The organism is Nocardioides immobilis (assembly GCF_003515065.1).
Taxonomy (GTDB): domain Bacteria; phylum Actinomycetota; class Actinomycetes; order Propionibacteriales; family Nocardioidaceae; genus Nocardioides; species Nocardioides immobilis.
The window spans coordinates 199881-219240 of record NZ_QXGH01000009.1 but is presented as its reverse complement, the minus strand read 5'-3'; the positions used below and the strand labels follow the sequence as shown (position 1 = coordinate 219240).

The following is a 19360-nucleotide window of genomic DNA, read 5'->3' as shown; positions in this document are numbered from 1 at the left end:
CATGGCAACGGTCGTCGGCACCCGTACGTCGGCGCGGTCGCGCCGGGTCGCCAGCACCAGCTGGCTGCGCTGGCGTGACCTCGACCTCGCGCTGCTCGTCGCCGTCGTGCTGCTCGGCATGCTCGGCTGCGTGCTCGTGTGGTCGGCGACGGTCAACCGCGACGACCTCACCGGTGGCGACCCCAAGGCGTTCCTGGCCAAGCAGATCGTCAACCTCGGCATCGGCATCGGGCTGATGGTGGTCGTGGCCGCGACCGACCACCGCTGGGTCCGGATCCTCGCCCCGATCGGCTACGCCATGGCCGTCGTCGGCCTGGTGCTCGTGCTGGTCATGGGCACGACCATCAACGGCTCGCGGTCCTGGCTGATGATCGGCGGGCTGTCCCTTCAGCCGTCCGAGCTCGCCAAGCTGGCCGTGGTCGTCGGCATGGCGCTCGTCGTCGCCGAGCGGAGCGAGGGTCGGTGGCGCGACCGGGTCGGGACGATCGACGTGCTCCTGATGCTCGCCGTCGCCGCGCTCCCCGCCGTGCTGATCCTCACCCAGCCCGACCTCGGCACCATGCTCGTGCTCAGCGCGACCGTCTTCGGCGTGGTCGCCGCCTCCGGCGCGCACCGCCGCTGGCTCGCCGTGCTTGCCGGATCGGGTGTGCTGGTGGCGGTGTTCGCGGTGGCGACCGGCTTCCTCGAGCAGTACCAGGTCGACCGCTTCCTCGCGTTCACCGACCCCGGACGTGACCCGCGGGGGGCGGGCTACAACGTCGAGCAGGCGCGGATCGCGGTCGGCAACGGCGGCCTGTTCGGTCAGGGCCTGTTCGACGGCTCGCAGACGAGCTCCGGGTTCGTGCCCGAGCAGCACACGGACTTCGTGTTCACCGTCGCCGGCGAGGAGCTGGGCCTGGTCGGCGCCGCCTTCGTGATCGCGTTGCTCGGCATCGTGATCTGGCGGGCGCTGATGATCGCCTCCCGCAGCGACGACGTCTTCGGTCGGATCGCCGCGGCCGGCATCGCCTGCTGGTTCGGCTTCCAGGCCTTTCAGAACATCGGGATGTGCGTCGGCATCATGCCCGTCACCGGCGTACCGCTTCCGTTCGTGTCGTACGGCGGCTCGTCGATGTTCGCCGGGATGCTCGCGGTCGGGCTGCTGCAGAACATCCACCTGCGCACCATCTCCGCACCCGCGTCGCGGATGCAGCCGGCCAAGCGGGTGCTGGTCCGGGGCTGAACCGCGGGGTCAGGCCACGGCGGCCACGCCGGGCAAGGTGGCCGCGTCGAGCCCCCGCTGGACGGACTCGTGGTCGACCTGGTGAGCGTCGGCGGCGATCACGCGCACATCGGGGACTCCGATGAAGCCGAGGACGGCGCGCAGGTACGGGGTGTTGAAGTCGAGGTCGCTCCCGACGCGGGTGGATCCGGACGCCGTCACGATCCAGGCTCGCCGTGCCGGGACCAGTCCGACCGGACCATGCTCGCCGAAGCGGAACGTCCTGCCGGCGCGCAGCACCTGGTCCACCCAGGCCTTCAGCGCGGCAGGGATCCCGAAGTTGTAGACCGGAGCGACCAGGACCACCTCGTCGGCGGCGAGGAGCTCGACGACGAGCTCGTCCGAGTGGGCCAACGCCGTACGGTCGCCGTCAGCGAACGCGGCCTCGACCCAGGAGCCGGTGACGAGCGGGAGGCCCTCGGTGGCAGCGCGTCGGACGACCTGGTCGTCGGGACCCGCAAGGTGCTCGACGAGGACGTCGGCGAGCCGCCGGGTCACCGACGCCGCGTGGTCCGCGCCGGAGTCCACGCGAAGGATCGTGCGCTTCATGACGGGCTCCGTTCCGTGCAGGAGAGGGGTGACCCCAGGTTGGCCGTGCCGACTGGCCCGCCGCCACCGGGCTAACCCTGAACTGAGGGCGCCGTAGAGACAATGGGCCCATGGATCGCAGCGCTGTCACGCAATGGGTTGCCGGCTATGAACGGCTCTGGCGCACACCAGGGACCGGCGGGCTGGCGGACCTGTTCCTGCCGGACGCTACCTACCTTCCGTCGCCCTGGGCCCAACCCCTTGAGGGTCTGGACGCGATCGCGCGGTTCTGGGATGCCGAGCGTGACGGCGCCGACGAGGCGTTCACCATGTCGAGCGATGTCGTGGCGGTCGAGGGAGAGACTGCCGTCGTCCGGGTCGTCGTCGAGTACGGCGCTCCCGACAGCTCGCCTTGGCGCGACCTGTGGGTCCTGCGATTCGGTGAGGACGGTCGCTGCTCCTCGTTCGAGGAGTGGCCCTTCGCGCCGGGCCAGCCCGACGGGCACTAGTCAGCCGGAGCGAGACTCAGAATCTCCGCCCAATCCGACTGCCAGGGCGGACCTGACCGCTTCAGCGTCGGCGTCCAGGAGGGCTCGCTCCCGCTTCTCCCAGGCGGCATTGATCGAGAAGCCTTCCCCGGCGTAGCGCGGGATCACGTGCAGGTGGAAGTGGAAGACCTCCTGGAACGCGACCTCGCCGTCAGCGACGAAGACGTTGATCCCTTCGCAGCGCAGGCCCGAGCGCCGGAGCGCCCGTGCCATCCGGTGGCCGACGGACCACACGTGAGCGCTGGTCGCCTCATCGAGGTCCTCGAAGCCCACCGCGTGCTCGCGAGGAACGACGAGAAGGTGTCCGGGCGTGACCGGGTTGAGGTCCATGAACACGACAGCGGTGCTGTCTTCGTAGACCACGCTGGCTTGGGCTTGCCGCGCCACGATGGCGCAGAAGATGCAAGCGCCTACCTCTGACCCCGGTGCCTCAGCCATGGGCGTGATCGTTTCAGGAGAGGCGCACACACGCTACCGAGCAGTCGACTTGTCCCTGGACATGCCGATGGCCCCGCCGGTCGAACCAGGTGGCGGGGTGTCGGGGCTCGGTGGCTACTCGTCGGGTGGGTCGGCCGTGTCTGCCGGCGGTTCGGTCGGCTGGGTGGTGCCGGGTCGGGGGGTGAGGTCGGAGGTGCCGGTGGGGTCGACCAGGTACAGGCCGCTGGGCAGGGTCCACAGGTAGGTGCCGGGTGAGAGGGTCCGGCAGGTCGCGAGTCCTGAGGTCTTGTACCGGTGGTGGCCGCGGCACTTCGGGTTGAGGTTGCATCGACAGGTTGGTCCGCCCTGGGTGTGGGGGATGTTGTGGTCGAGGTCGCAGCGTTCGGCGGGCCTGGTGCAGTAGGGGTAGGTGCAGTGGTGGTCGGCCAGGGTGACCTGGCGGCGGATCCGGTCGGGGATCTCGTAGGAGTCGACCGGCTGGTGGCCGTTGAGGTCGATCACGGGCCGCACGAGCACGCTGGTGCCCGGGGTGCCCATCCATTCCTTGACCTGCTCCGGTGAGATCGGGGTGCGGGTGTTGGCGAACCGCCCGACCGCGCCGTCGGCCGTGTGGCCGCCGGTGTCGTTGAGGTGGACGATCAGCTCGACCCTGCGGCCGGGGACGGTGCGGGTGATCTCCCCGGTGTCGGGGTCGACGATCTGGAGGTCGAGGGCGAGGTCGTGGCGGGCGATCTCCCCGAGCGCGGTCGCGCGGCGGACGTCGAGGGAGTCCTCGCAGCCGAGCTGGCCGAGCAGATTGGCGCGGCGGGCGACGGCGGCTTCGAGGTCGAGGGCGTCGGCGATGTCGAGGGTGGCGGTGACCTCCGCGGTGCCGTCGAACCCGACCTGGTCGAGGTCGATGTCGACGTGCCGGGTCTCCTGGGCCGCCGTGCGCTTCTCCTCGGCCGCGGCCGGGTCGTAGCGGACCAGGGCTTCCTCGACCAGCCGGTCGATCTGCGCCCAGCTGACGCCGTGGGCGATGGGTGCGAGCTGCCGGTCCACGAACCCAGCGGCTTGTTCGGGGAGGGGTGCGGGTGGTGTCGGCGATCCGCAGTGCCTTCCACACCTCCAGCACCCGGGCCCAGGTCTGGGGGAGCCGGTAGGCCAGCTCCACCACCTGACCCACGTAGGAGCGGCCGGAGTCCAGCGACCGGCCCAGCAGCGCGGAGAGCTCCATCACCGCGAAGTCGCTGATCAGCGGGGCGCCGGGGCCGGCGACCGGGAGCCCGGTGTCCAGACCCCGCTCGGTGATCGTCGAAGCGTCGCCTTCGTCGGCGACGACGTGCTCGCCGGCCCACTCGGCGATCCGACGGATCTTGGAGAGCTCGTGCTCGGTGATCGCGGTCTGGTCGTCACGGATCTCGGCCAGCAGCTCCCGCGACCGCCAGACCGGCGCGCCCTCGACGGCCTCGTCCGCCACCGGGGCGGAGAGGCCGAAGAGGGGTGCGGTCCCGAGATCCATACTGAACATTCAACACCTGACCCCCGACACACCGAAACGCTCAGAACCCGCCTGTGGACGGGCGATTCACACTTCCCGGCCTGTGGACCACAAGTGGCTCGCCGGGGTGCCAGGGCCTTGGTTTCGAGGCTCGGCGCTGGCGCGCCTCGCACCTCAACCAGCGGCCCGCCGTACTCCTCGGACCTCTGCCAAGCGAGCACCTCAGCCCCGAAGCCCGGGCAGGGCCGGGGGTCCGCGCCCGCCTGATCGGTGGTCACGACAATCCAGCGAGCCGATACAGGACCAGGCTTCTCAGCTGGCCTTCTTGGCCGCCGCCTTCTTCTTGGCGGCGGTCTTCTTCGCCGGAGCCTTCTTCGCAGCCTTCTTGGCGGGGGCCTTCTTGGCCGACTCCTTCGGCTTCTCCTCGGTCTCCTCGGTCTCCTCGCCGCGCGCGGTCTTGGCCGCCTCGACAGAGCGCTGGAGCGCGGCGAGCAGGTCGACGACCTCGCCGCCGGTCTTCGTCGACGTGGGAGTACGGCGGACCTCGCCGCCCTCGATCTTCGCCTTGACGACGGCTTCGACGGCCGCGGCGTAGTCGTCCTCGAACTCCTCGGGCTCGAAGTCGCCGGCGAGGGTCTCGACGAGCATGTGCGCCATCTTGACCTCGGAGTCCTTGATCTCGCCGGTCTCGACCTTGAAGTCGGGCGTGCGGATCTCGTCGGGCCACATCATCGTCTGCATGACGATGACGTCGCCGCGCACGCGCAGGACAGCCGTGGTCGTCCGCTGCCGCAGCGCGACGGTGACGACCGCCATCCGGTCGGCGTCGAGCAGCGCCTGGCGCAGCAGGGCGTAGGGCTTGGCGCCGGTCGCCTCGGGCTCGAGGTAGTAGGACTTCTCGAAGAGCATCGGGTCGATCTGGTCACTGGGGACGAACTTCTCGACGGCGATCTCACGCGACGACGTCGACGGCAGCTCCGCCAGGTCGTCCTCGGTGAGGATGACCATCTCGCCGTCCTCGGTCTCGTAGCCCTTCGCGATGTCGGCGTACGGCACTTCCTCGCCGTCGATCGAGCACACCCGCTGGTACTTGATCCGGCCGCCGTCCTTGGCGTGCACCTGCCGGAAGGACACGTCGTGGCTCTCGGTGGCCGAGTAGAGCTTCACCGGCACGCTCACGAGGCCGAACGAGACGGCCCCTTTCCAGATCGCACGCATGTCCCCAGCGTACGGCCCCGCACCGACCTGGGACCATGATCGCGTGCCAGCGCCGACCAACGAGCAGACCGTGGGCGTCGTCGGCGGCGGCATCCTCGGCCTCGCCGTGGCCCGCGAGCTGACCCGGCGCCGCCCCGGCACCAAGGTCGTCGTCCTCGAGAAGGAGGACCGCCTGGCCGCCCATCAGACCGGCCACAACTCGGGGGTCGTGCACGCCGGGATCTACTACCGCCCGGGCAGTCTCAAGGCCGAGCTGTGCGCGCGCGGCCGGGCCCTGATCCGCGACTACTGCCTCGAGCACGACCTCCCGTACGTCGAGTGCGGCAAGCTCGTCGTCGCGGTCGACCCCGCCGAGATGGGCCGGTTCGACCTCCTTGAGCGCACCGCCACGGAGAACGGCGTCCCGGGCCTGCGCCGGATCGGCCCCGACGAGATCCGGGACATCGAGCCGCACGCGACCGGCATCGCGGCGCTGCACTCGCCCCGCACGGCGATCACCGACTACCCGGCGATCACCCGGCAGCTCGCGAAGGAGGTCGAGGAGGCCGGCGGCGCCGTACTCCTCTCCACGACCGTCACCGGTGTCACCGCGCGTGGCACCCGCCGCGAGATCGTCACGACGACCGGGAACCACACCGTCGACCACGTCGTCGTCTGCGCCGGCCTCCAAGCCGACCGCCTCGGCCGCCTGGTCGACGGACAGCAGGAGCCGCGGATCGTGCCGTTCCGCGGCGAGTACCTCACCGTCACCGGTCCCAAGCGCGACCTCGTGCGGGGCATGGTCTACCCGGTACCGGACCCGCGCTACCCGTTCCTCGGCGTGCACTTCACCCGCCGGGTCGGCGGCGGTCTGGAGATCGGGCCGAACGCGGTGCTGGCCCTGGACAGGGAGGGGTACGGCGTCCGCCCCCACCTGAACCTCAAGGACGCGGCCGCCACCCTGGCCCATCCCGGCTTCTGGCGGATGGCGCGCACGCACTGGCGCACCGGTGTCCGGGAGGTGCGCGGCTCCGCGTCGAAACGCGCCTACCTGCGGGCCGCCCAGCGGTACGTGCCCGAGATCGGTCCGGCCGACGTGACCCGCGCGGGCGCGGGGGTCCGCGCCCAGGCGGTGGCTCGCGACGGGTCGCTCCTCGACGACTTCGCGATCGTCAGCGGCGGCGGCGTGACCAGCGTGCGCAACGCCCCCTCGCCCGCGGCCACGTCCAGCCTCGCGATCGCCGCGTATGTCGTGGACCGCATCAGCGCCGACTGACCGGCATGATGGGCCTCGTGCCTCTCCTGCCGATGCTCGCCACCGCCGGCAGCCACGTGCCGACCGGCGACGACTGGTGCCACGAGGTGAAGTGGGACGGCGTCCGCGCGTTGGCGACGGTGGACGCTTCGACCGGCGCGGGCGTGCGGCTCACCAGCCGCAACGGCAACGACATCACGGGCGCCTGGCCCGAGCTGACCACACCACCGCCCCGTCGCGACCTGGTCGTGGACGGCGAGATCATCGCCCTCAACGAGCGCGGGCTCCCCGACTTCCGGGTGCTGGCCGAGCGGATCCACGTGCGGAAGGCGACGGCGGTCGCGCGGCTCGCCGAGCGGGTGCCCGCGACGTTCATGGTGTTCGACCTGCTCCGTGACGGCGGCGAGGACGTCACCGGCCGACCGCTCACCGAGCGCCGCGAACGGCTCGCCGCCCTCGACCTCGCGGGCACCGGCTGGCAGGTGCCCAGCACGTACGACGACGGCGCGATGCTCTTCGACGCGACCCGGGCCCAGGGGCTCGAGGGGATCGTCAGCAAGCGGCTGGACTCCCGCTACCGACCGGGGGAGCGGACCCAGCACTGGCTGAAGTTCGCGCACCGCCACCGGGCGTCGTACGTCGTCGGTGGCTGGCGGCCGCAGACCGGCGGCACCCACCTGGCGGCCCTGTTGGTGGGCGAGCCGACGGCCGGCGGCCTCGCCTATCGCGGAAGGGTCGGCAGCGGGATCGGTCCCAAGCAGTCCAAGCTGCTGACCCAGCTGGTGGCGGGCCTGGCCCGGAGCAGCAGCCCCTTCGTAGACGAGGTCCCGAAGGTCGACGCGCAGGGCACGAACTGGCTGGAGCCCGTCCTCGTCGTCGACATCGACACCCACGGCCTCGGCTACGAGCGGCTCCGGCAGCCGTCGTACCAGGGCCTGCGCAGCGATCTCGCACCCGACGACCTGGGGAACGCCGATGACTGAGGTCCACGTCGACGTCGAGGGTCGCACCCTCAAGCTGAGCAACCTGGAGAAGGTGCTCTACCCGGCCACCGGCACCACGAAGGGCGAGGTGCTCGACTACTACGCGCGGATCGCGCCGGTGCTGCTCCCGCATCTCGCCGGCCGGCCGGTCACCCGGATCCGCTGGCCGCACGGGGTCCAGACGATGAGCTTCTTCGAGAAGAACGTGCCGGCCGGCACCCCGTCGTGGGTGCGCACGGCGGAAGTGCCGACGACCGGCTCCCGCGGCCCCAGCCGCCACGGCGACACCCTGGTGTTCCCGATCGTCGAGGACCTGGCCACGCTGATGTGGATGGTCAACCTCGCGGCGCTCGAGCTGCATGTCCACCAGTGGACGATCGACGACTCGGACGAGCCGCTGGGCGCGGACCGCTTGGTCGTCGACCTCGACCCCGGGGAGCCTGCCGGGCTGCACGAGTGCTGCCAGGTCGCCCTCAAGGCCAGGGACGCCCTCGCCGCCCGTGGCCTGGACGCCCGCCCCGTCACCAGCGGCAGCAAGGGCCTCCACCTGTATGCAGACCTGTCCTCCTACCTTCCTTCGGAGGAGGTCACCGGCGTGGCGAAGGAGGTCGCCGAGGAGCTCGCCGCCGCCCACTCGTCACTGATCACGGCGACGATGACGAAGGCCCGGCGGCGGGGCAAGGTCTTCATCGACTGGTCCCAGAACGCGGGCTCGAAGACCACGATCTCGCCGTACTCCCTGCGCGGACGCGACCGGCCGACCGTCGCCACTCCCATCACCTGGGAGGAGGTCGAGGCCGGCGCCGAGGACGAGCTCGGGCTCGACCAGTTCGGGATGGCCGACGTGCTCGACCGGATCGAGGAGTACGGCGACCTGTTCGCCGCTCTCGAACAGGACTGAGCGCCGAGGCGTGAAATGCGCCTGCGGAGCAGGCGCGATGGCGCTTTTGGCGCCTCCAGTCAGTCGGCGGGCCAGGCGTGGAGATCGAGCTCCTCGTCCACGGACATCTCAGCCGGGACGAGGGCACCCGGTGGCGGGTCGGTCGTCCACCGGCGAGGTGTGACACCTCCGAGGGCGCGCTCACGGGCCGACCGCATCCTGGCGATCTGCACCTCTGGCCCGTCGCCCGCCACCACCTCGAACGGTTCGAGACCGTGCGAGCGAAAGAGCTCGGCGCGCCCCACGTCCGAACGGTGTCGGGCTCGGCCGCGGTGGAATGCGCCGTTGTACTCGCCGACCACGCCCGTCTCCATGTCCAGCAGGTCGGGACGACCGAGGATCTGCCCGCTCGGGGCATAGACGATCCGGTTGCACGCCGGCTCCGGCCAGCCGGCGTCAAGCACCCAGACGAGCCGCATTCGTGTCTCCTGTGGGGACAGGCTGTGCTCACTTGCGAGCGCCAGGGCGCTCAGCACCAGCGCGCGAGCACGGGGATGGCGCTCTGCGTAGGAACGGATTCTGGCCAACGAGGTGATCCTTGCCGCGCAAGCCATGTCGATGACGACGACGGCCTCGCGCAGGTCGTCGACGCGGGCGATCTCGTCGACCACCGCGCGCTCCACGCCGACGCAGCGGACCCCTTGGACGACCCACAAGCGGTGGCCGGCGAGGCTCGCCCTGGAGGTGATGCTGTCGGCGGTGTCAGCCAGGTGGTGCGGGCTCACCAGGGGCACGGGCATCGTGGTGCGGCCGTCAGGGGCGAGGCCGTCGAAGAACGCGGCGCCATAGAGCCGCAGCGCCGCCCACCCCGTGACGGCCCCGACAGCGTCGACCCGCATCGACTGTTCCAGGATTCGTTGTTCGACGACGTCTCTATTGGTGTCGGCGGGAACGTGGAAGCCGTGGGTCGTCTGGCGCCAGCGTCCGCGCCTGGCCTGGTGGCGAGTGGGTCCTGCCGCTCCGGTCGGATCGAGGCGTACGGGCACCACCAGCCCGCGCGCCGGAGGGCAGCGGGGTCGCCATTTGTCGTCGTCCATGCACGTGGACGTCCCCCGGGGACCGATCGGTGGAAACGTCCGCCCTCGGCGCCTGTGGAAAGGCGCGAAATGCGCCTCCGGGGCAGGTGCGAAGGCGCATTTGGCGCCTCGTTGTCCTAGCTCAGCCGGCGGCGCATGCCGTAGACGTCGAACTCGTTGACGGCGCCCGAGTCGGCCTCGCTCAGGGAGCCGCCGTCGACCTCGTCGAGCGTGGCGTCGATGAGCAGCTGGAACTCCGGCGACGGTGCCGTGACCCGGATCGCCGTGGTGTCGATGCGCCAGCCGTCGCGGCCGAGCTCGTTGAGCACGGCGATCAGGGTCGTGTTCTTCTCGGCGACGATCCCCTCGAACCCGTCGGCCGCCTCGATCAGGAAGACCGGCCGCGCGACGGAGAGCGTGGTGTTGTCGTACAGCGGCACCCAGAGGCGCGCGTACTCGTACGACAGTGTGCTCATGACACCAGTCTAGATCCGCCGACGGACAGGAGCGCCAGGGTTTCGCGCGGTCAGGCGGAGCGCAGGTGTCGGACGGCGGTCGGGTCGACCACGTTGGCGCGCATGTCGACCATCGCGCCGAGCACCGCACCGGTCCCGACGATCGGAGGGCCGTCGACCACGTCCGCCACGATCGCGGTGACGTTGTCGCGGCTGCCGCCGTCGAGTGCCGCCTGGATCAGGTTGGTCGCCGCCAGCCGGGGCGAGGGCACCGTGAGGATCATCGCGAGCGCCGCCTCGTGCAGCACGTCGCTCACCCCGTCGCTGCAGAGGAGCAGCCGGTCACCGGGACGCAGGTCCAGCCACAGCAGGTCCGGCGTCGGCGTGCTCGTCGCGTCGATGGCCTGGAGCACGACGTTGCGGTGCGGCGACGCCGCCGCCTCGGCGGGAGTGATCCGGCCGGCGTCGACCATCGCCTGCACCATCGTGTGGTCGTGGCTGAGCTGGGTGAAGCCGCCGTCGCGCAGCAGGTAGGCGCGGGAGTCGCCGATGTGGGCGAGCGCGGTGCGGACGCCGTCGGTGAGGATCGCGGTCAGCGTCGTCGCCATGCCGAGCCGGCGCGGATCGGTGCCTACGCCGAGCACGAGCTGGTCGTGCGCCTCCTCGGCTGCGGCCGCGAGCAGCCGGAGCGGGTCGTAGCCGGGATTGGCGAGCGCGCGGGCGCTGACGACGTACGACGTCGTGGCCGAGGCCACCTCGCCGGCGGCGGCGCCGCCGACCCCGTCGGCGACGCACAGCAGGTAGGGGCCGGCGAACCCGGCGTCCTCGTTGTTGTCCCGGACCCGACCGGTGTCGCTCTCAGCAGCGAAACGGAACTGCAGCATGACCCTCACCTCTTCACGGGCACGCTTCCCGTGTTGCCTGAGGAACGCCTGGGAGCCGGCGATGAGTTCCCTAGGAGCGGAAGCCGACCTGTCCGGCCACGCTGCGGCCGATGTGCACGTAGGCGAGCTTGTCGGCCGGTACGACGGTGCGCTGGCCCTTCGAGTCGGTGAGCACCACCACGCCGCCCTTGGCGATCGCGTCGGTCACCAGCTTCTCGATCGCGTCGGAACTCTCGTCGGTCTCGACAGTCAGCTCACGGGCGGCGTTCTGCACGCCGATCTTGACCTCCACTGAGGCTCCTTCATCTTGCTTGAGGCGAATACTGACGAGCCTAGTCGGTGAGCGGATAGCCCCGGATGCCGCGCCAGGCCAGGCCCGACACGAGGGCCACGGCCTCCTCGCGCTCGAGGCCACCGGAGTCGGTGAGCCAGAACCGCGCGCTGACCTGGCCCATGCCGACCAGGGAGACCGCGAGCAGCCGGGACGCGGCGGCGGGAAGCCCGGTGTCCTCGTTGATCACCTCGGCGATCAGGTCGGCGCACTCGATCGTCACCCGGTCGACGTGGTCGCGGACGGCCGGCTCGCTGGTGAGGTCGGACTCGAAGACCAGGCGGAACGCGCCGGCGTCGTGCGCGACGTAGCCGTAGAAAGCGTCCATCGCCGCAGCCACGCGCTGCTTGTTGTCGTTGGTCGACTCCAGGGCGGCGCGGCAGTTGGCGATGATCGCGTCGCAGGCGTCGTCGAGGAGCGCGAGGTAGAGCTCGAGCTTGCCCGGGAAGTGCTGGTAGAGCACCGGTTTCGACACCCCGGCGCGCTCGGCGATGTCGTCCATCGCGGCCGCGTGATAGCCCTGAGCGACGAAAACCTCGAGGGCGGACGCAAGCAGCTGGGCGCGGCGCTCACGGCGCGGCAACCGGATCCCACGCGGACGGCGGGGGTCCTCGACGTCGTACGACCTGCTGACCACGCCGTGAGCCTACTCCCGAGTACGGCGACGGCGGGGAGGGGCCGGGTCCGGATGACGGGACGTGTCGGGGACGGTCAGGGTGGGAGAGGGACCATGGATGGACCGGGAACACGAGCATCGACGCCGCTGTTATCCCCTGACGGCCTCCGAACGGCGGCCACCCGAAGACATCCGACGAGGAGCACACCGTGAGCTTTCCGCCGCTGGTCGAGCCGGCCGCCGAGCTGACCATCGACGAGGTCCGCCGCTACAGCCGCCACCTGATCATCCCGGACGTGGGCATGGCCGGGCAGAAGCGGCTCAAGAACGCCAAGGTGCTGGTCATCGGTGCCGGCGGGCTCGGCTCGCCCGCCCTGCTCTACCTGGCCGCGGCCGGCGTCGGCACCCTCGGCATCGCCGAGTTCGACACCGTCGACGAGTCGAACCTGCAGCGCCAGGTCATCCACGGCGTCAGCGACATCGACAAGCCGAAGGGCCAGTCGGCCAAGGAGTCGATCGCGGAGATCAACCCCTACGTCAACGTGATCCTCCACGAGGAGCGCCTCGACAACGACAACGTCTTCGAGATCTTCCGGGGCTACGACCTGATCGTCGACGGCACCGACAACTTCGCGACGCGCTACATGGTCAACGACGCGGCGTACTTCCTCGGGATCCCCTACGTCTGGGGCTCGATCTACCGCTTCGACGGCCAGGCCTCGGTGTTCGCGCCGACCATGGCCGAGGACGCTCCCTGCTACCGCTGCCTCTACCCCGAGCCCCCGCCGCCGGGCATGGTCCCGAGCTGCGCCGAGGGCGGCGTGCTGGGCGTCCTGTGCGCCAGCATCGGCTCGATCCAGGTCAACGAGGCGATCAAGTTGCTCGCCGGCATCGGCGAGCCGCTCGTCGGCCGGCTGATGATCTACGACGCCCTGGAGATGGAGTACCGCAAGCTGAAGGTCCGCAAGGACCCCAACTGCGCGCTCTGCGGCGACAACCCGTCGGTCACCGGGCTCATCGACTACGACTACTTCTGCGGCGCGATCTCCGACGAGGCCGCCGACGCCGCCGCGGACTCGACGATCTCGGTCGTCCAGCTCGAGCACATGCTCAAGGAGCGCGAGGAGGGCAGCCGCGACTTCGTCCTCGTCGACGTCCGTGAGCCGGTCGAGTACGAGATCAACAAGGTCCCGGGCTCGGTGCTGATCCCCAAGAACGAGTTCCTCAACGGCTCCGCCCTCGAGCAGCTGCCGGCCGACAAGCAGGTCGTCATGTACTGCAAGACCGGCGTGCGGTCGGCGGAGACGCTCGCGATCGTCAAGGGAGCCGGGTACGCCGACGCCGTCCACGTGGGCGGCGGTGTCGTGGCCTGGGTCAACCAGATCGACCCGAGCCAGCCGGCGTACTGAACGCGCTCCTGAACGGTCGCCCGTAACCGCGTCTAGACCTGCTCGTTGAGCGAAGGGAGAGCGGTTCTCGGGTGACCGGGACCGCAACCCGATTCTTTGGAGCGTTTGCCGCACCGAGGGAGCACCTGAGGGCCCCGTCGCACAGCGACGGGGTCCTCGGCGCGTCTGCTGTCCGTCGCGGATGCTTCGATGGTCCGGTGGACCCGGAGGAGTACGTCGAGCGCGTGCTGTCGTGCGTCGAGCTGGTCCCGCCGGGCCGGGTCACGACGTACGGCGCCATCGCTGCTGTCGTGGGCGGCGGACCGCGTCAGGTCGGCTCGGTGATGGCGAACCACGGGGGCCCGGTGCCGTGGTGGCGGGTGGTGCGGGCCGACGGCACCCTGCCGCCGAGCCACGGCGACGAGGCCCGGGCGCGCTACGCCGACGAGGGCACGCCGTGCAACGGGACGGGCCGGGTCCAGATGCGCGAGGCATTCTGGGACCCGGCCCGGCCAGAGGAATGAGGGTTCAGGCTGTCGATCAGCCGAGAGCGGCGACAGCCGCGTCGAAGTCGGGGTCGGTCGCGATCTCCGGGACCAGCTGCGTGTAGATCACGTTGCCGTCCTCGTCGATGACGACGATCGACCGGGCGAGCAGCCCGGCCCACTTGCCGTCGGTCAGGGTCACGCCGTAGTCGTCGCCGAAGCTCGAGCGGAAGCCCGACGCGGTCGTGACGTTCTCGATGCCCTCGGCGCCGCAGAAGCTCGCGAGGGCGAACGGCAGGTCGTTGGAGACGCAGATGACCGTCGTGTTGTCCAGCCCGGCGGCGAGCTCGTTGAACTTCCGCACGCTGCCGGAGCAGATGCCAGTCGCGATGCTCGGGAAGATGTTGAGGATCGTCCGGGTGCCGCCCGGCAGCTTCACGGCGCTGAAGTCGTTTCCGACCAGCTCGAACGACGGGGCGGGGGAGCCGACTGCCGGCAGCTCGCCGGCGGTGGTGACGGGGTTGCCCCCGAGTGCAGTGGTAGCCATGCGCCCATTCCTAGCAGGTCGCTGCCGCGTCACCGGAGGCGGCCGAGCAGCCCGACCGCGTTGCGGATCTCGAGCAGTCGTCGCTCCCAGGTGATGCCGACCGTGGTCAGCAGCGCGCCGGCCAGGCCGATCCACACCCACTGCGGCACGTCGCCGGCGTACGGTCCGATCTCTCGCAGCACGACGATCGCGCCGACGACCGAGCCGACCATCAGGGGCGCGCTCCATCGGAGCGCGGCGCCGGCGATCGTGAGCACCAGGCAGGCCCCGCCGAGGAACAGCGCCCGCAGCGATACCGGATCGTCGAGCACCCACAGCAGGGACGGCACGGTGCCGAGCAGCAGCCCGGGGAGCAGGGCGGCCTCGGTCCCGGCGTCCGGCTTGCGCTGCAGGTGGATCAGGCCGAGCAGGGTCAGGTCGGCCGCGATCGGCAGCGTGTAGGGCTCCGGGGCGGTGACACCGCGGTCGCCGAACCAGACCCACGACGCCAGGGCGAACACCGGGACGGCTGCCCACGCGAGCTCGCGGCGGGACTCGTGGATCAGCGCGGAGGCGGACAGCAGAGCGCCGAGCACGACCAGGTGCAGCGCCAGCGAGCCGCCGGCGTCGTCGGCCGCGAAGATCGCCGGCGGCACCGCGACCAGCGCGACCAGGACGGCCGGGACCTCGACCTGCAGCCGGGGGCGGGCGATGGCCAGCACACCCAGGAGGAGCAGGAGCGGTACGCCGAGCCATCGAGCGTCGACGTCGTTGGCCAGGCCGGCGGTCCAGACGAGGGCCGCGAGCGCGGGGGACAGCGTCACGGCGGCGACCCCGCGCAGCTCGGTGGTGCGACCCACGAAGTGGGCGATCATCGCCATCCCGAGCAGGATCCCCGAGGCGACGGCGACGATCGGCGTGCTCGGGAGGGCGAGCACGATGCCGGTCGCGCCGATCCCGAGGGCGACCAGGCCGAACGACGTCTGCCGGGTCCCGTCGGCGACGAGGCCGAGGACCAGGCTGCCGATGGCGACCACGCCGAGCGCGGCGACGACGAGCGCCAGCGCGACGTCGTACGACGCCAGGGTGGCGACCGCCGCGACGCCACCGACGACCGCGCCGGTCTGCCACCACGGGGCGCTCCGGCCGTCGGCGCGCTGGGGGACGAGGAGCGCGAGGAGGGCGAGCGGCACCAGCACCGACGGGACGGTCAGCAGCGGCTCGGTGGCCGGGTCCGGCTCGCGCAGGACGACCCCGAACGGGCTGTCGGGGCCGACCTCGGCGATCCGGGCGAGGACGACGATCCCGGCGACCGCGTCGAAGCCGAGCAGTGCCAGCGAGCCGATGGCGGCCGGTGCGAGCGCGACCGTGCGCAGCGTCGTCGGGAGGAGGCGGTACGCCGCGACCCACGCGGCCGTGACGGCGAGCGTGACCGCGCCGGCGATCCGGGCCGACTCGTCGACCGCCGGGGCGACCAGCGCGATCGTGACGAGCAGGGCTCCGACGGACGCGCCGCCGACGGTGAGGTCGCGGCGCTTCAGGACCAGCCCGGGGGCCAGCAGGGTCGCGGCGGAGGCGACGAGGGACCACCCCGCACCGTCGATCCACAGCCCGGCGGTCGTCGGGTCCGCGAAGGCGTGGCCGACGCCGAGCAGGGCGGTCGCGCTCCACACCACGGCGGTGGCGATGCCGACGCTCCAGGCCCGGACCGGCAGCGCGGTGCGCGACAGCCAGGTCACGACCGCACCGAGGACGACGAGTGCGTGGCCGCTGACCAGCGGGTGGTCCATGGCGGCGAGCAGGCCGCCCCAGGCGATCAGGTAGCCGACGCCCACGAAGACCTGCGGCGCGACCAGGCGGGGACCGTCACCGAAGCGGGGGAGCGCCATGCCGGTGCCGCCGAGCGCCATCACGGCGCCACCGGTGGCCACGGCCCAGCCGGTCGAGGAGTCACCGAACCAGCCGGCCGCGTGGGCGCCGATCACGTCGAGGCCCAGCATGCCGAGGGCGACGACGCTCATGGACTCGGCGGCGATGCGCAGCTCGAACCGGTTGAGCAGCAGCGAGCCGCCGGTCGCGGCAGCGGTCAGCGTGAGCAGCACCGCGGTGCGGCCGCCGACCCCGATGTCGTCCCAGGCAACGGCGAGGAAGCCGATGGCGGCCGCGAGGAGGCAGAACGCGCCGAGGCCGAGCAGGATCTTCGGGATGATCGCCACGCCCAGGCCGCTGCGCGGAGGCGTGGGGTACGGCGCCGCAGGGCCGGCCGGCTTCGCGGCGGGCGGGGGAGGCGGCACGGGTGCTGCGGGGCGCGGGGGCACGGGTGCGGCGGGCGCTGCGGGGGCCGCGGGGCGGGTGGGTGCGGTGGCGACCGGTCCGGGCGGCACCAGGCCGGTCGTCGTACGGGCTGCCGACGGCACGGTGGCCCCGTTGCTGAGCGACCGGAGCCGGTCGACCAGCGTGTCGGCGTGCTGCAGCGTCGAGAAGAGCTCGATCGCGAGAGCGTGGCGCACCGGCAGCGAGCAGGTGGGGCAGCTGCGGACCCCGTGGGGGAGGTCCGAGCGGCAATCGGGGCACAGGTCCGGGTCGGCATAGCGCATGTCATCCATCTCCCCACGAATCGTCCGAGGTGCCCATCGCGGCGCTACTCGACCTCGGCTGAGTACCCGTACTCAGCGCGGTCGGGTGCCGCCTCATCATCCACAGGCATACCCACAGTTTGTGGATGAAGCGCCGGTGGTCTGTGGACCATCCCGGGGGTACCTGTGGACGACACGCCGGAACCACGAAACTGGTCGAAGTTCCTGGCACGAAACCCTTGCGCGGCCTGGGGATCGCGGCATAGAACTGCTCTCACGTTCTCCTCCGGGAGAGCGGGATCAGCCGGAAGGCGAGGATCCACACGGCAGACGATCCCTCACGGGAACGCGCGCCGCACGGACCGGGTGACGAGGTCCGTGGGAACCTGGCAGACCGGCCGGATCGATCGGGAGCGTCACCAGTACCGATCAACCGAAGGGCCCTTGCGACTCATACTCACAAGGGCCCTTCACCAATTTGGTGCCGCTCGATTCGGTGGACCCGCTAGTAACCCCTAGCGTCCTAGCCGTGCTCTACCAGGCCCTCCACACCGTCGTCCCTCCGGCCGCGAAGGCCGTGTGGCGGCCGACCGTGCGCGGTCTCCACCACGTGCCGGCCACCGGCCCGGTGATCCTGGCCAGCAACCACCTGAGCTTCGCCGACTCGATGGTGATCCCGATCGTGGTGCCGCGGAAGGTGGTCTTCCTGGCCAAGTCCGACTACTTCACCGGCAGTGGGGTGAAGGGTGCGATGTCGAGGGTGTGGTTCGAGGGCCTGGGCATGCTGCCCGTGGACCGCGACGACTCGGCAGCCGCGATGAGCTCGCTCCAGACCGCGCTCGACGTGCTCGCCCGCGGCGAGGCGTTCGGGATCTATCCCGAGGGCACCCGGTCCCGCGACGGCCGGCTCTACCGCGGCCGCACCGGCGTTGCCCACCTCGCCCTCACCTCGGGCGCGCCGGTCGTCCCCGTAGGCCTGGTCGGCACCGAGAAGCTGCAGCCGGTCGGGTCGCGACTGCCACGGCTGGCCAGGGTGACGGTCTCCTTCGGGGAGGCGATCACCGTCACCGACGAGTACGACGGCGTCGCGTCCGGCCGCGCGCGCCGCGACCTCACCGACCGGATCATGAGCGCCATCGGCGACCTCACCGGACAGGTCGAGGCCGGCGTCTACAACGACCGGCCGGTCGTCGCCGAGTAGCCCGTCGGGCGCCCTCGTCGTTCCCCTTGTGGTCGGCGTCGGAGCGGCGCACGATGGAAGGTGCAGCCAGCGCATCGAACCAGTGAGGTGAGGTCGATGGGGAGCACCGACGTCTTGAGCCGGACCGTCCAGCGCACGCACGACGCGCTGGCCGATGAGCTGGAGGTGCTGCGCACGCAGTTCGGTCCACCCGGCGAGCACGAGGAGCTGGACGGCCCGCACCGGGGCTACCCGCCGATCGACGAGTTCGTGACGACCGCGAGCCGCCACCTGCACGCCGTCAACGAGGTGCTCTTGCCGTCGGCCCGCAAGGAGCTGCCGGACGGCAAGGAGCTCACCCACCACTACCTCGACTCCATGAAGGTGCTCGAGGTCGTGCTCTCGCACGTGAAGGCGCACGAGTACGGCTCGGTCTACGAGAAGCGGATCGCCTGGCCGTCGGTGTGGTCGGAGGTCGGCACCGCCCTCGAGGCGCTGCGGGCGCGTGAGGAGGAGCTCGCCGAGCGACTCACCGACCGGCTCGACGACGGCGACGTCGACGCCCTCGTGGAGCGCCTCGACGAGGCGGAGCCGGGTGAGCCGTCGCGGCCGCACCCGTACCTCCCGCACCACGGCTTCATGGGGTCGATCGCCCGCGGCGTCGCCAAGCGCACCGACCGCGCCTGGGACCACGCCGAGGGCCGGCCGCTGACGTGGCCGAGCCGCGGAAAGAAGAAGCGGCCGGGCCTGATGGGGCAGTACCTGATGGGCGATCCGCGGTTCGATCCCGACAAGCCCGAGGACAAGTCGACCTGAGCTCGGCGTGCGTCGTACGAGATGATCGGCGCATGCGCCCGCCGCTCGCCGACGTCCTCGACCTCGCGCCGCACCCGGAAGGCGGCTGGTACCGGCAGACCTGGGTCTCGCCGGAGACGGTCGCGCTGCCCGACGGACGGATGCGGCCGACCGCGACCTTGATCTACTTCCTGCTGCCGGCCGGTGAGTCGTCGGCCTGGCACCGGGTGAAGTCGGACGAGATCTGGCTCGCGCACTCCGGCACGGTCATCGTCCAGCTCGGCGGCTCCGGGGCCGCGCCTGCCGACGAGTTGACCACCGTGGTGGTCGACGCCGAGCAGCCGCAGGGCCTGGTCCCGGCGGGGGTGTGGCAGCGGACCGTTCCCGCCGCCGAGGACGCCCTCGTGAGCTGCCTGGTCTCGCCCGGCTTCGACTTCGCGGACTTCGAGCTCGCCTGAGCCCTTGATCTGTCGGGCCC

General features: G+C 71.3%; 21 protein-coding genes. 10 read left to right on the top strand and 11 right to left on the bottom strand.

The features are described 5' to 3' along the window. Position 1 precedes the first annotated feature (1 nt). Complete coding sequence (rodA, locus tag D0Z08_RS01975) at positions 2-1222, top strand: rod shape-determining protein RodA (protein ID WP_118922101.1); 1221 nt, start codon at positions 2-4, stop codon at positions 1220-1222. 9 nt (positions 1223-1231) lie between these two features. Here the strand turns inward: rodA and D0Z08_RS01970 are convergent, their stop codons facing one another. After that, a complete protein-coding gene (locus D0Z08_RS01970; RefSeq protein WP_118922099.1) occupies positions 1232-1810 on the bottom strand; it encodes an FMN-dependent NADH-azoreductase in 579 nt (192 codons plus the stop codon). Positions 1811-1920: 110 nt separating this feature from the next. Here D0Z08_RS01970 and D0Z08_RS01965 point away from each other — a divergent pair, with 110 nt between their 5' ends. Further along, positions 1921-2298 carry a YybH family protein gene (locus D0Z08_RS01965; protein WP_118922097.1) on the top strand — a complete coding sequence of 126 codons (378 nt, stop codon included), beginning with the start codon at positions 1921-1923 and terminating at the stop codon, positions 2296-2298. Here D0Z08_RS01965 and D0Z08_RS01960 read toward each other — a convergent pair whose 3' ends face one another. The 3 genes from D0Z08_RS01960 to ku form a co-directional block, all read right to left on the bottom strand. Beyond that, the gene (locus D0Z08_RS01960) at positions 2299-2775 is read right to left on the bottom strand and encodes an HIT family protein (protein WP_118922095.1); all 477 of its coding nucleotides are present in this window, start codon (positions 2773-2775) and stop codon (positions 2299-2301) included. Between the two features lie 114 nt (positions 2776-2889). Further along, positions 2890-3816: an HNH endonuclease signature motif containing protein gene (locus D0Z08_RS01955; protein WP_118922093.1), complete on the bottom strand. Its 927-nt coding sequence runs from the start codon at positions 3814-3816 to the stop codon at positions 2890-2892. Positions 3817-4567: 751 nt separating this feature from the next. Continuing rightward, entirely contained in the window at positions 4568-5473 is a 906-nt protein-coding gene (gene ku / locus D0Z08_RS01950; RefSeq protein ID WP_118922091.1) for a non-homologous end joining protein Ku, read from the bottom strand. 43 nt (positions 5474-5516) lie between these two features. Here ku and lhgO point away from each other — a divergent pair, with 43 nt between their 5' ends. Genes lhgO through ligD (D0Z08_RS01935) form a run of 3 tightly spaced genes read left to right on the top strand, consistent with a single transcriptional unit; the run spans position 5517 to position 8591 of the window. After that, complete coding sequence (gene lhgO / locus D0Z08_RS01945) at positions 5517-6728, top strand: L-2-hydroxyglutarate oxidase (RefSeq protein ID WP_245993523.1); 1212 nt, start codon at positions 5517-5519, stop codon at positions 6726-6728. Between the two features lie 17 nt (positions 6729-6745). After that, positions 6746-7690, top strand: coding sequence for a non-homologous end-joining DNA ligase (gene ligD, locus D0Z08_RS01940; protein ID WP_425454034.1), 945 nt, complete (start codon positions 6746-6748; stop codon positions 7688-7690). Beyond that, a complete protein-coding gene (gene ligD / locus D0Z08_RS01935; RefSeq protein WP_118922085.1) occupies positions 7683-8591 on the top strand; it encodes a non-homologous end-joining DNA ligase in 909 nt (302 codons plus the stop codon). Before ligD (D0Z08_RS01940) ends, ligD (D0Z08_RS01935) begins: the two co-directional genes overlap by 8 nt. Positions 8592-8650: 59 nt before the next feature. On the opposite strand, the gene D0Z08_RS01930 is transcribed toward ligD (D0Z08_RS01935), so the two are convergent. From D0Z08_RS01930 to D0Z08_RS01910, 5 genes are all read right to left on the bottom strand, one after another. Continuing rightward, the gene (locus tag D0Z08_RS01930) at positions 8651-9469 is read right to left on the bottom strand and encodes a hypothetical protein (protein ID WP_118922083.1); all 819 of its coding nucleotides are present in this window, start codon (positions 9467-9469) and stop codon (positions 8651-8653) included. A gap of 314 nt (positions 9470-9783) precedes the next feature. Further along, entirely contained in the window at positions 9784-10122 is a 339-nt protein-coding gene (locus tag D0Z08_RS01925) for a hypothetical protein (RefSeq protein ID WP_118922081.1), read from the bottom strand. Between the two features lie 50 nt (positions 10123-10172). Further along, positions 10173-10985: a PP2C family protein-serine/threonine phosphatase gene (locus D0Z08_RS01920; protein ID WP_118922079.1), complete on the bottom strand. Its 813-nt coding sequence runs from the start codon at positions 10983-10985 to the stop codon at positions 10173-10175. Positions 10986-11055: 70 nt separating this feature from the next. Further along, a complete protein-coding gene (locus tag D0Z08_RS01915; RefSeq protein WP_118922077.1) occupies positions 11056-11277 on the bottom strand; it encodes a DUF3107 domain-containing protein in 222 nt (73 codons plus the stop codon). 40 nt (positions 11278-11317) lie between these two features. Then, complete coding sequence (locus D0Z08_RS01910) at positions 11318-11953, bottom strand: TetR/AcrR family transcriptional regulator (protein ID WP_118922075.1); 636 nt, start codon at positions 11951-11953, stop codon at positions 11318-11320. Positions 11954-12141: 188 nt separating this feature from the next. Between D0Z08_RS01910 and moeZ the strand changes: the two genes are divergently transcribed. Together moeZ and D0Z08_RS01900 are read left to right on the top strand one after the other, a co-directional pair. Further along, positions 12142-13341: an adenylyltransferase/sulfurtransferase MoeZ gene (gene moeZ / locus D0Z08_RS01905; protein WP_118922073.1), complete on the top strand. Its 1200-nt coding sequence runs from the start codon at positions 12142-12144 to the stop codon at positions 13339-13341. A gap of 197 nt (positions 13342-13538) precedes the next feature. Beyond that, on the top strand, positions 13539-13844 hold the full coding sequence (locus D0Z08_RS01900) for an MGMT family protein (protein ID WP_182481093.1): 306 nt from the start codon (positions 13539-13541) through the stop codon (positions 13842-13844). A gap of 16 nt (positions 13845-13860) precedes the next feature. Here the strand turns inward: D0Z08_RS01900 and tpx are convergent, their stop codons facing one another. After that, positions 13861-14352, bottom strand: a complete 492-nt coding sequence (gene tpx, locus D0Z08_RS01895; protein ID WP_118922071.1) for a thiol peroxidase — start codon at positions 14350-14352, stop codon at positions 13861-13863. Positions 14353-14381: 29 nt separating this feature from the next. Beyond that, on the bottom strand, positions 14382-16937 hold the full coding sequence (locus tag D0Z08_RS01890) for an SCO7613 C-terminal domain-containing membrane protein (RefSeq protein WP_118922069.1): 2556 nt from the start codon (positions 16935-16937) through the stop codon (positions 14382-14384). Between the two features lie 499 nt (positions 16938-17436). Here D0Z08_RS01890 and D0Z08_RS01885 point away from each other — a divergent pair, with 499 nt between their 5' ends. The 3 genes from D0Z08_RS01885 to D0Z08_RS01875 all read left to right on the top strand — a co-directional run bounded on the left by D0Z08_RS01885 (position 17437) and on the right by D0Z08_RS01875 (position 19340). After that, positions 17437-18108 (top strand): lysophospholipid acyltransferase family protein, encoded by a 672-nt coding sequence (locus D0Z08_RS01885; RefSeq protein ID WP_118922067.1) that lies wholly within the window; start codon positions 17437-17439, stop codon positions 18106-18108. A 96-nt stretch (positions 18109-18204) separates the two neighbouring features. Further along, entirely contained in the window at positions 18205-18903 is a 699-nt protein-coding gene (locus D0Z08_RS01880; RefSeq protein ID WP_118922065.1) for a hypothetical protein, read from the top strand. A 32-nt stretch (positions 18904-18935) separates the two neighbouring features. Continuing rightward, positions 18936-19340, top strand: a complete 405-nt coding sequence (locus tag D0Z08_RS01875; RefSeq protein ID WP_118922063.1) for a cupin domain-containing protein — start codon at positions 18936-18938, stop codon at positions 19338-19340. Positions 19341-19360 lie beyond the last annotated feature (20 nt).

What these genes read in the sequence shown, in the direction of transcription:
- rodA (WP_118922101.1), top strand. Translation starts at nt 2, where the DNA reads ATGGCAACGGTCGTCGGCACCCGTACGTCGGCGCGGTCGCGCCGGGTC.
- D0Z08_RS01970 (WP_118922099.1), bottom strand. Translation starts at nt 1,810, where the DNA reads ATGAAGCGCACGATCCTTCGCGTGGACTCCGGCGCGGACCACGCGGCG.
- D0Z08_RS01965 (WP_118922097.1), top strand. Translation starts at nt 1,921, where the DNA reads ATGGATCGCAGCGCTGTCACGCAATGGGTTGCCGGCTATGAACGGCTC.
- D0Z08_RS01960 (WP_118922095.1), bottom strand. Translation starts at nt 2,775, where the DNA reads ATGGCTGAGGCACCGGGGTCAGAGGTAGGCGCTTGCATCTTCTGCGCC.
- ku (WP_118922091.1), bottom strand. Translation starts at nt 5,473, where the DNA reads ATGCGTGCGATCTGGAAAGGGGCCGTCTCGTTCGGCCTCGTGAGCGTG.
- ligD (WP_118922085.1), top strand. Translation starts at nt 7,683, where the DNA reads ATGACTGAGGTCCACGTCGACGTCGAGGGTCGCACCCTCAAGCTGAGC.
- D0Z08_RS01930 (WP_118922083.1), bottom strand. Translation starts at nt 9,469, where the DNA reads ATGCGGGTCGACGCTGTCGGGGCCGTCACGGGGTGGGCGGCGCTGCGG.
- D0Z08_RS01925 (WP_118922081.1), bottom strand. Translation starts at nt 10,122, where the DNA reads ATGAGCACACTGTCGTACGAGTACGCGCGCCTCTGGGTGCCGCTGTAC.
- D0Z08_RS01920 (WP_118922079.1), bottom strand. Translation starts at nt 10,985, where the DNA reads ATGCTGCAGTTCCGTTTCGCTGCTGAGAGCGACACCGGTCGGGTCCGG.
- tpx (WP_118922071.1), bottom strand. Translation starts at nt 14,352, where the DNA reads ATGGCTACCACTGCACTCGGGGGCAACCCCGTCACCACCGCCGGCGAG.
- D0Z08_RS01890 (WP_118922069.1), bottom strand. Translation starts at nt 16,937, where the DNA reads ATGGATGACATGCGCTATGCCGACCCGGACCTGTGCCCCGATTGCCGC.
- D0Z08_RS01880 (WP_118922065.1), top strand. Translation starts at nt 18,205, where the DNA reads ATGGGGAGCACCGACGTCTTGAGCCGGACCGTCCAGCGCACGCACGAC.
- D0Z08_RS01875 (WP_118922063.1), top strand. Translation starts at nt 18,936, where the DNA reads ATGCGCCCGCCGCTCGCCGACGTCCTCGACCTCGCGCCGCACCCGGAA.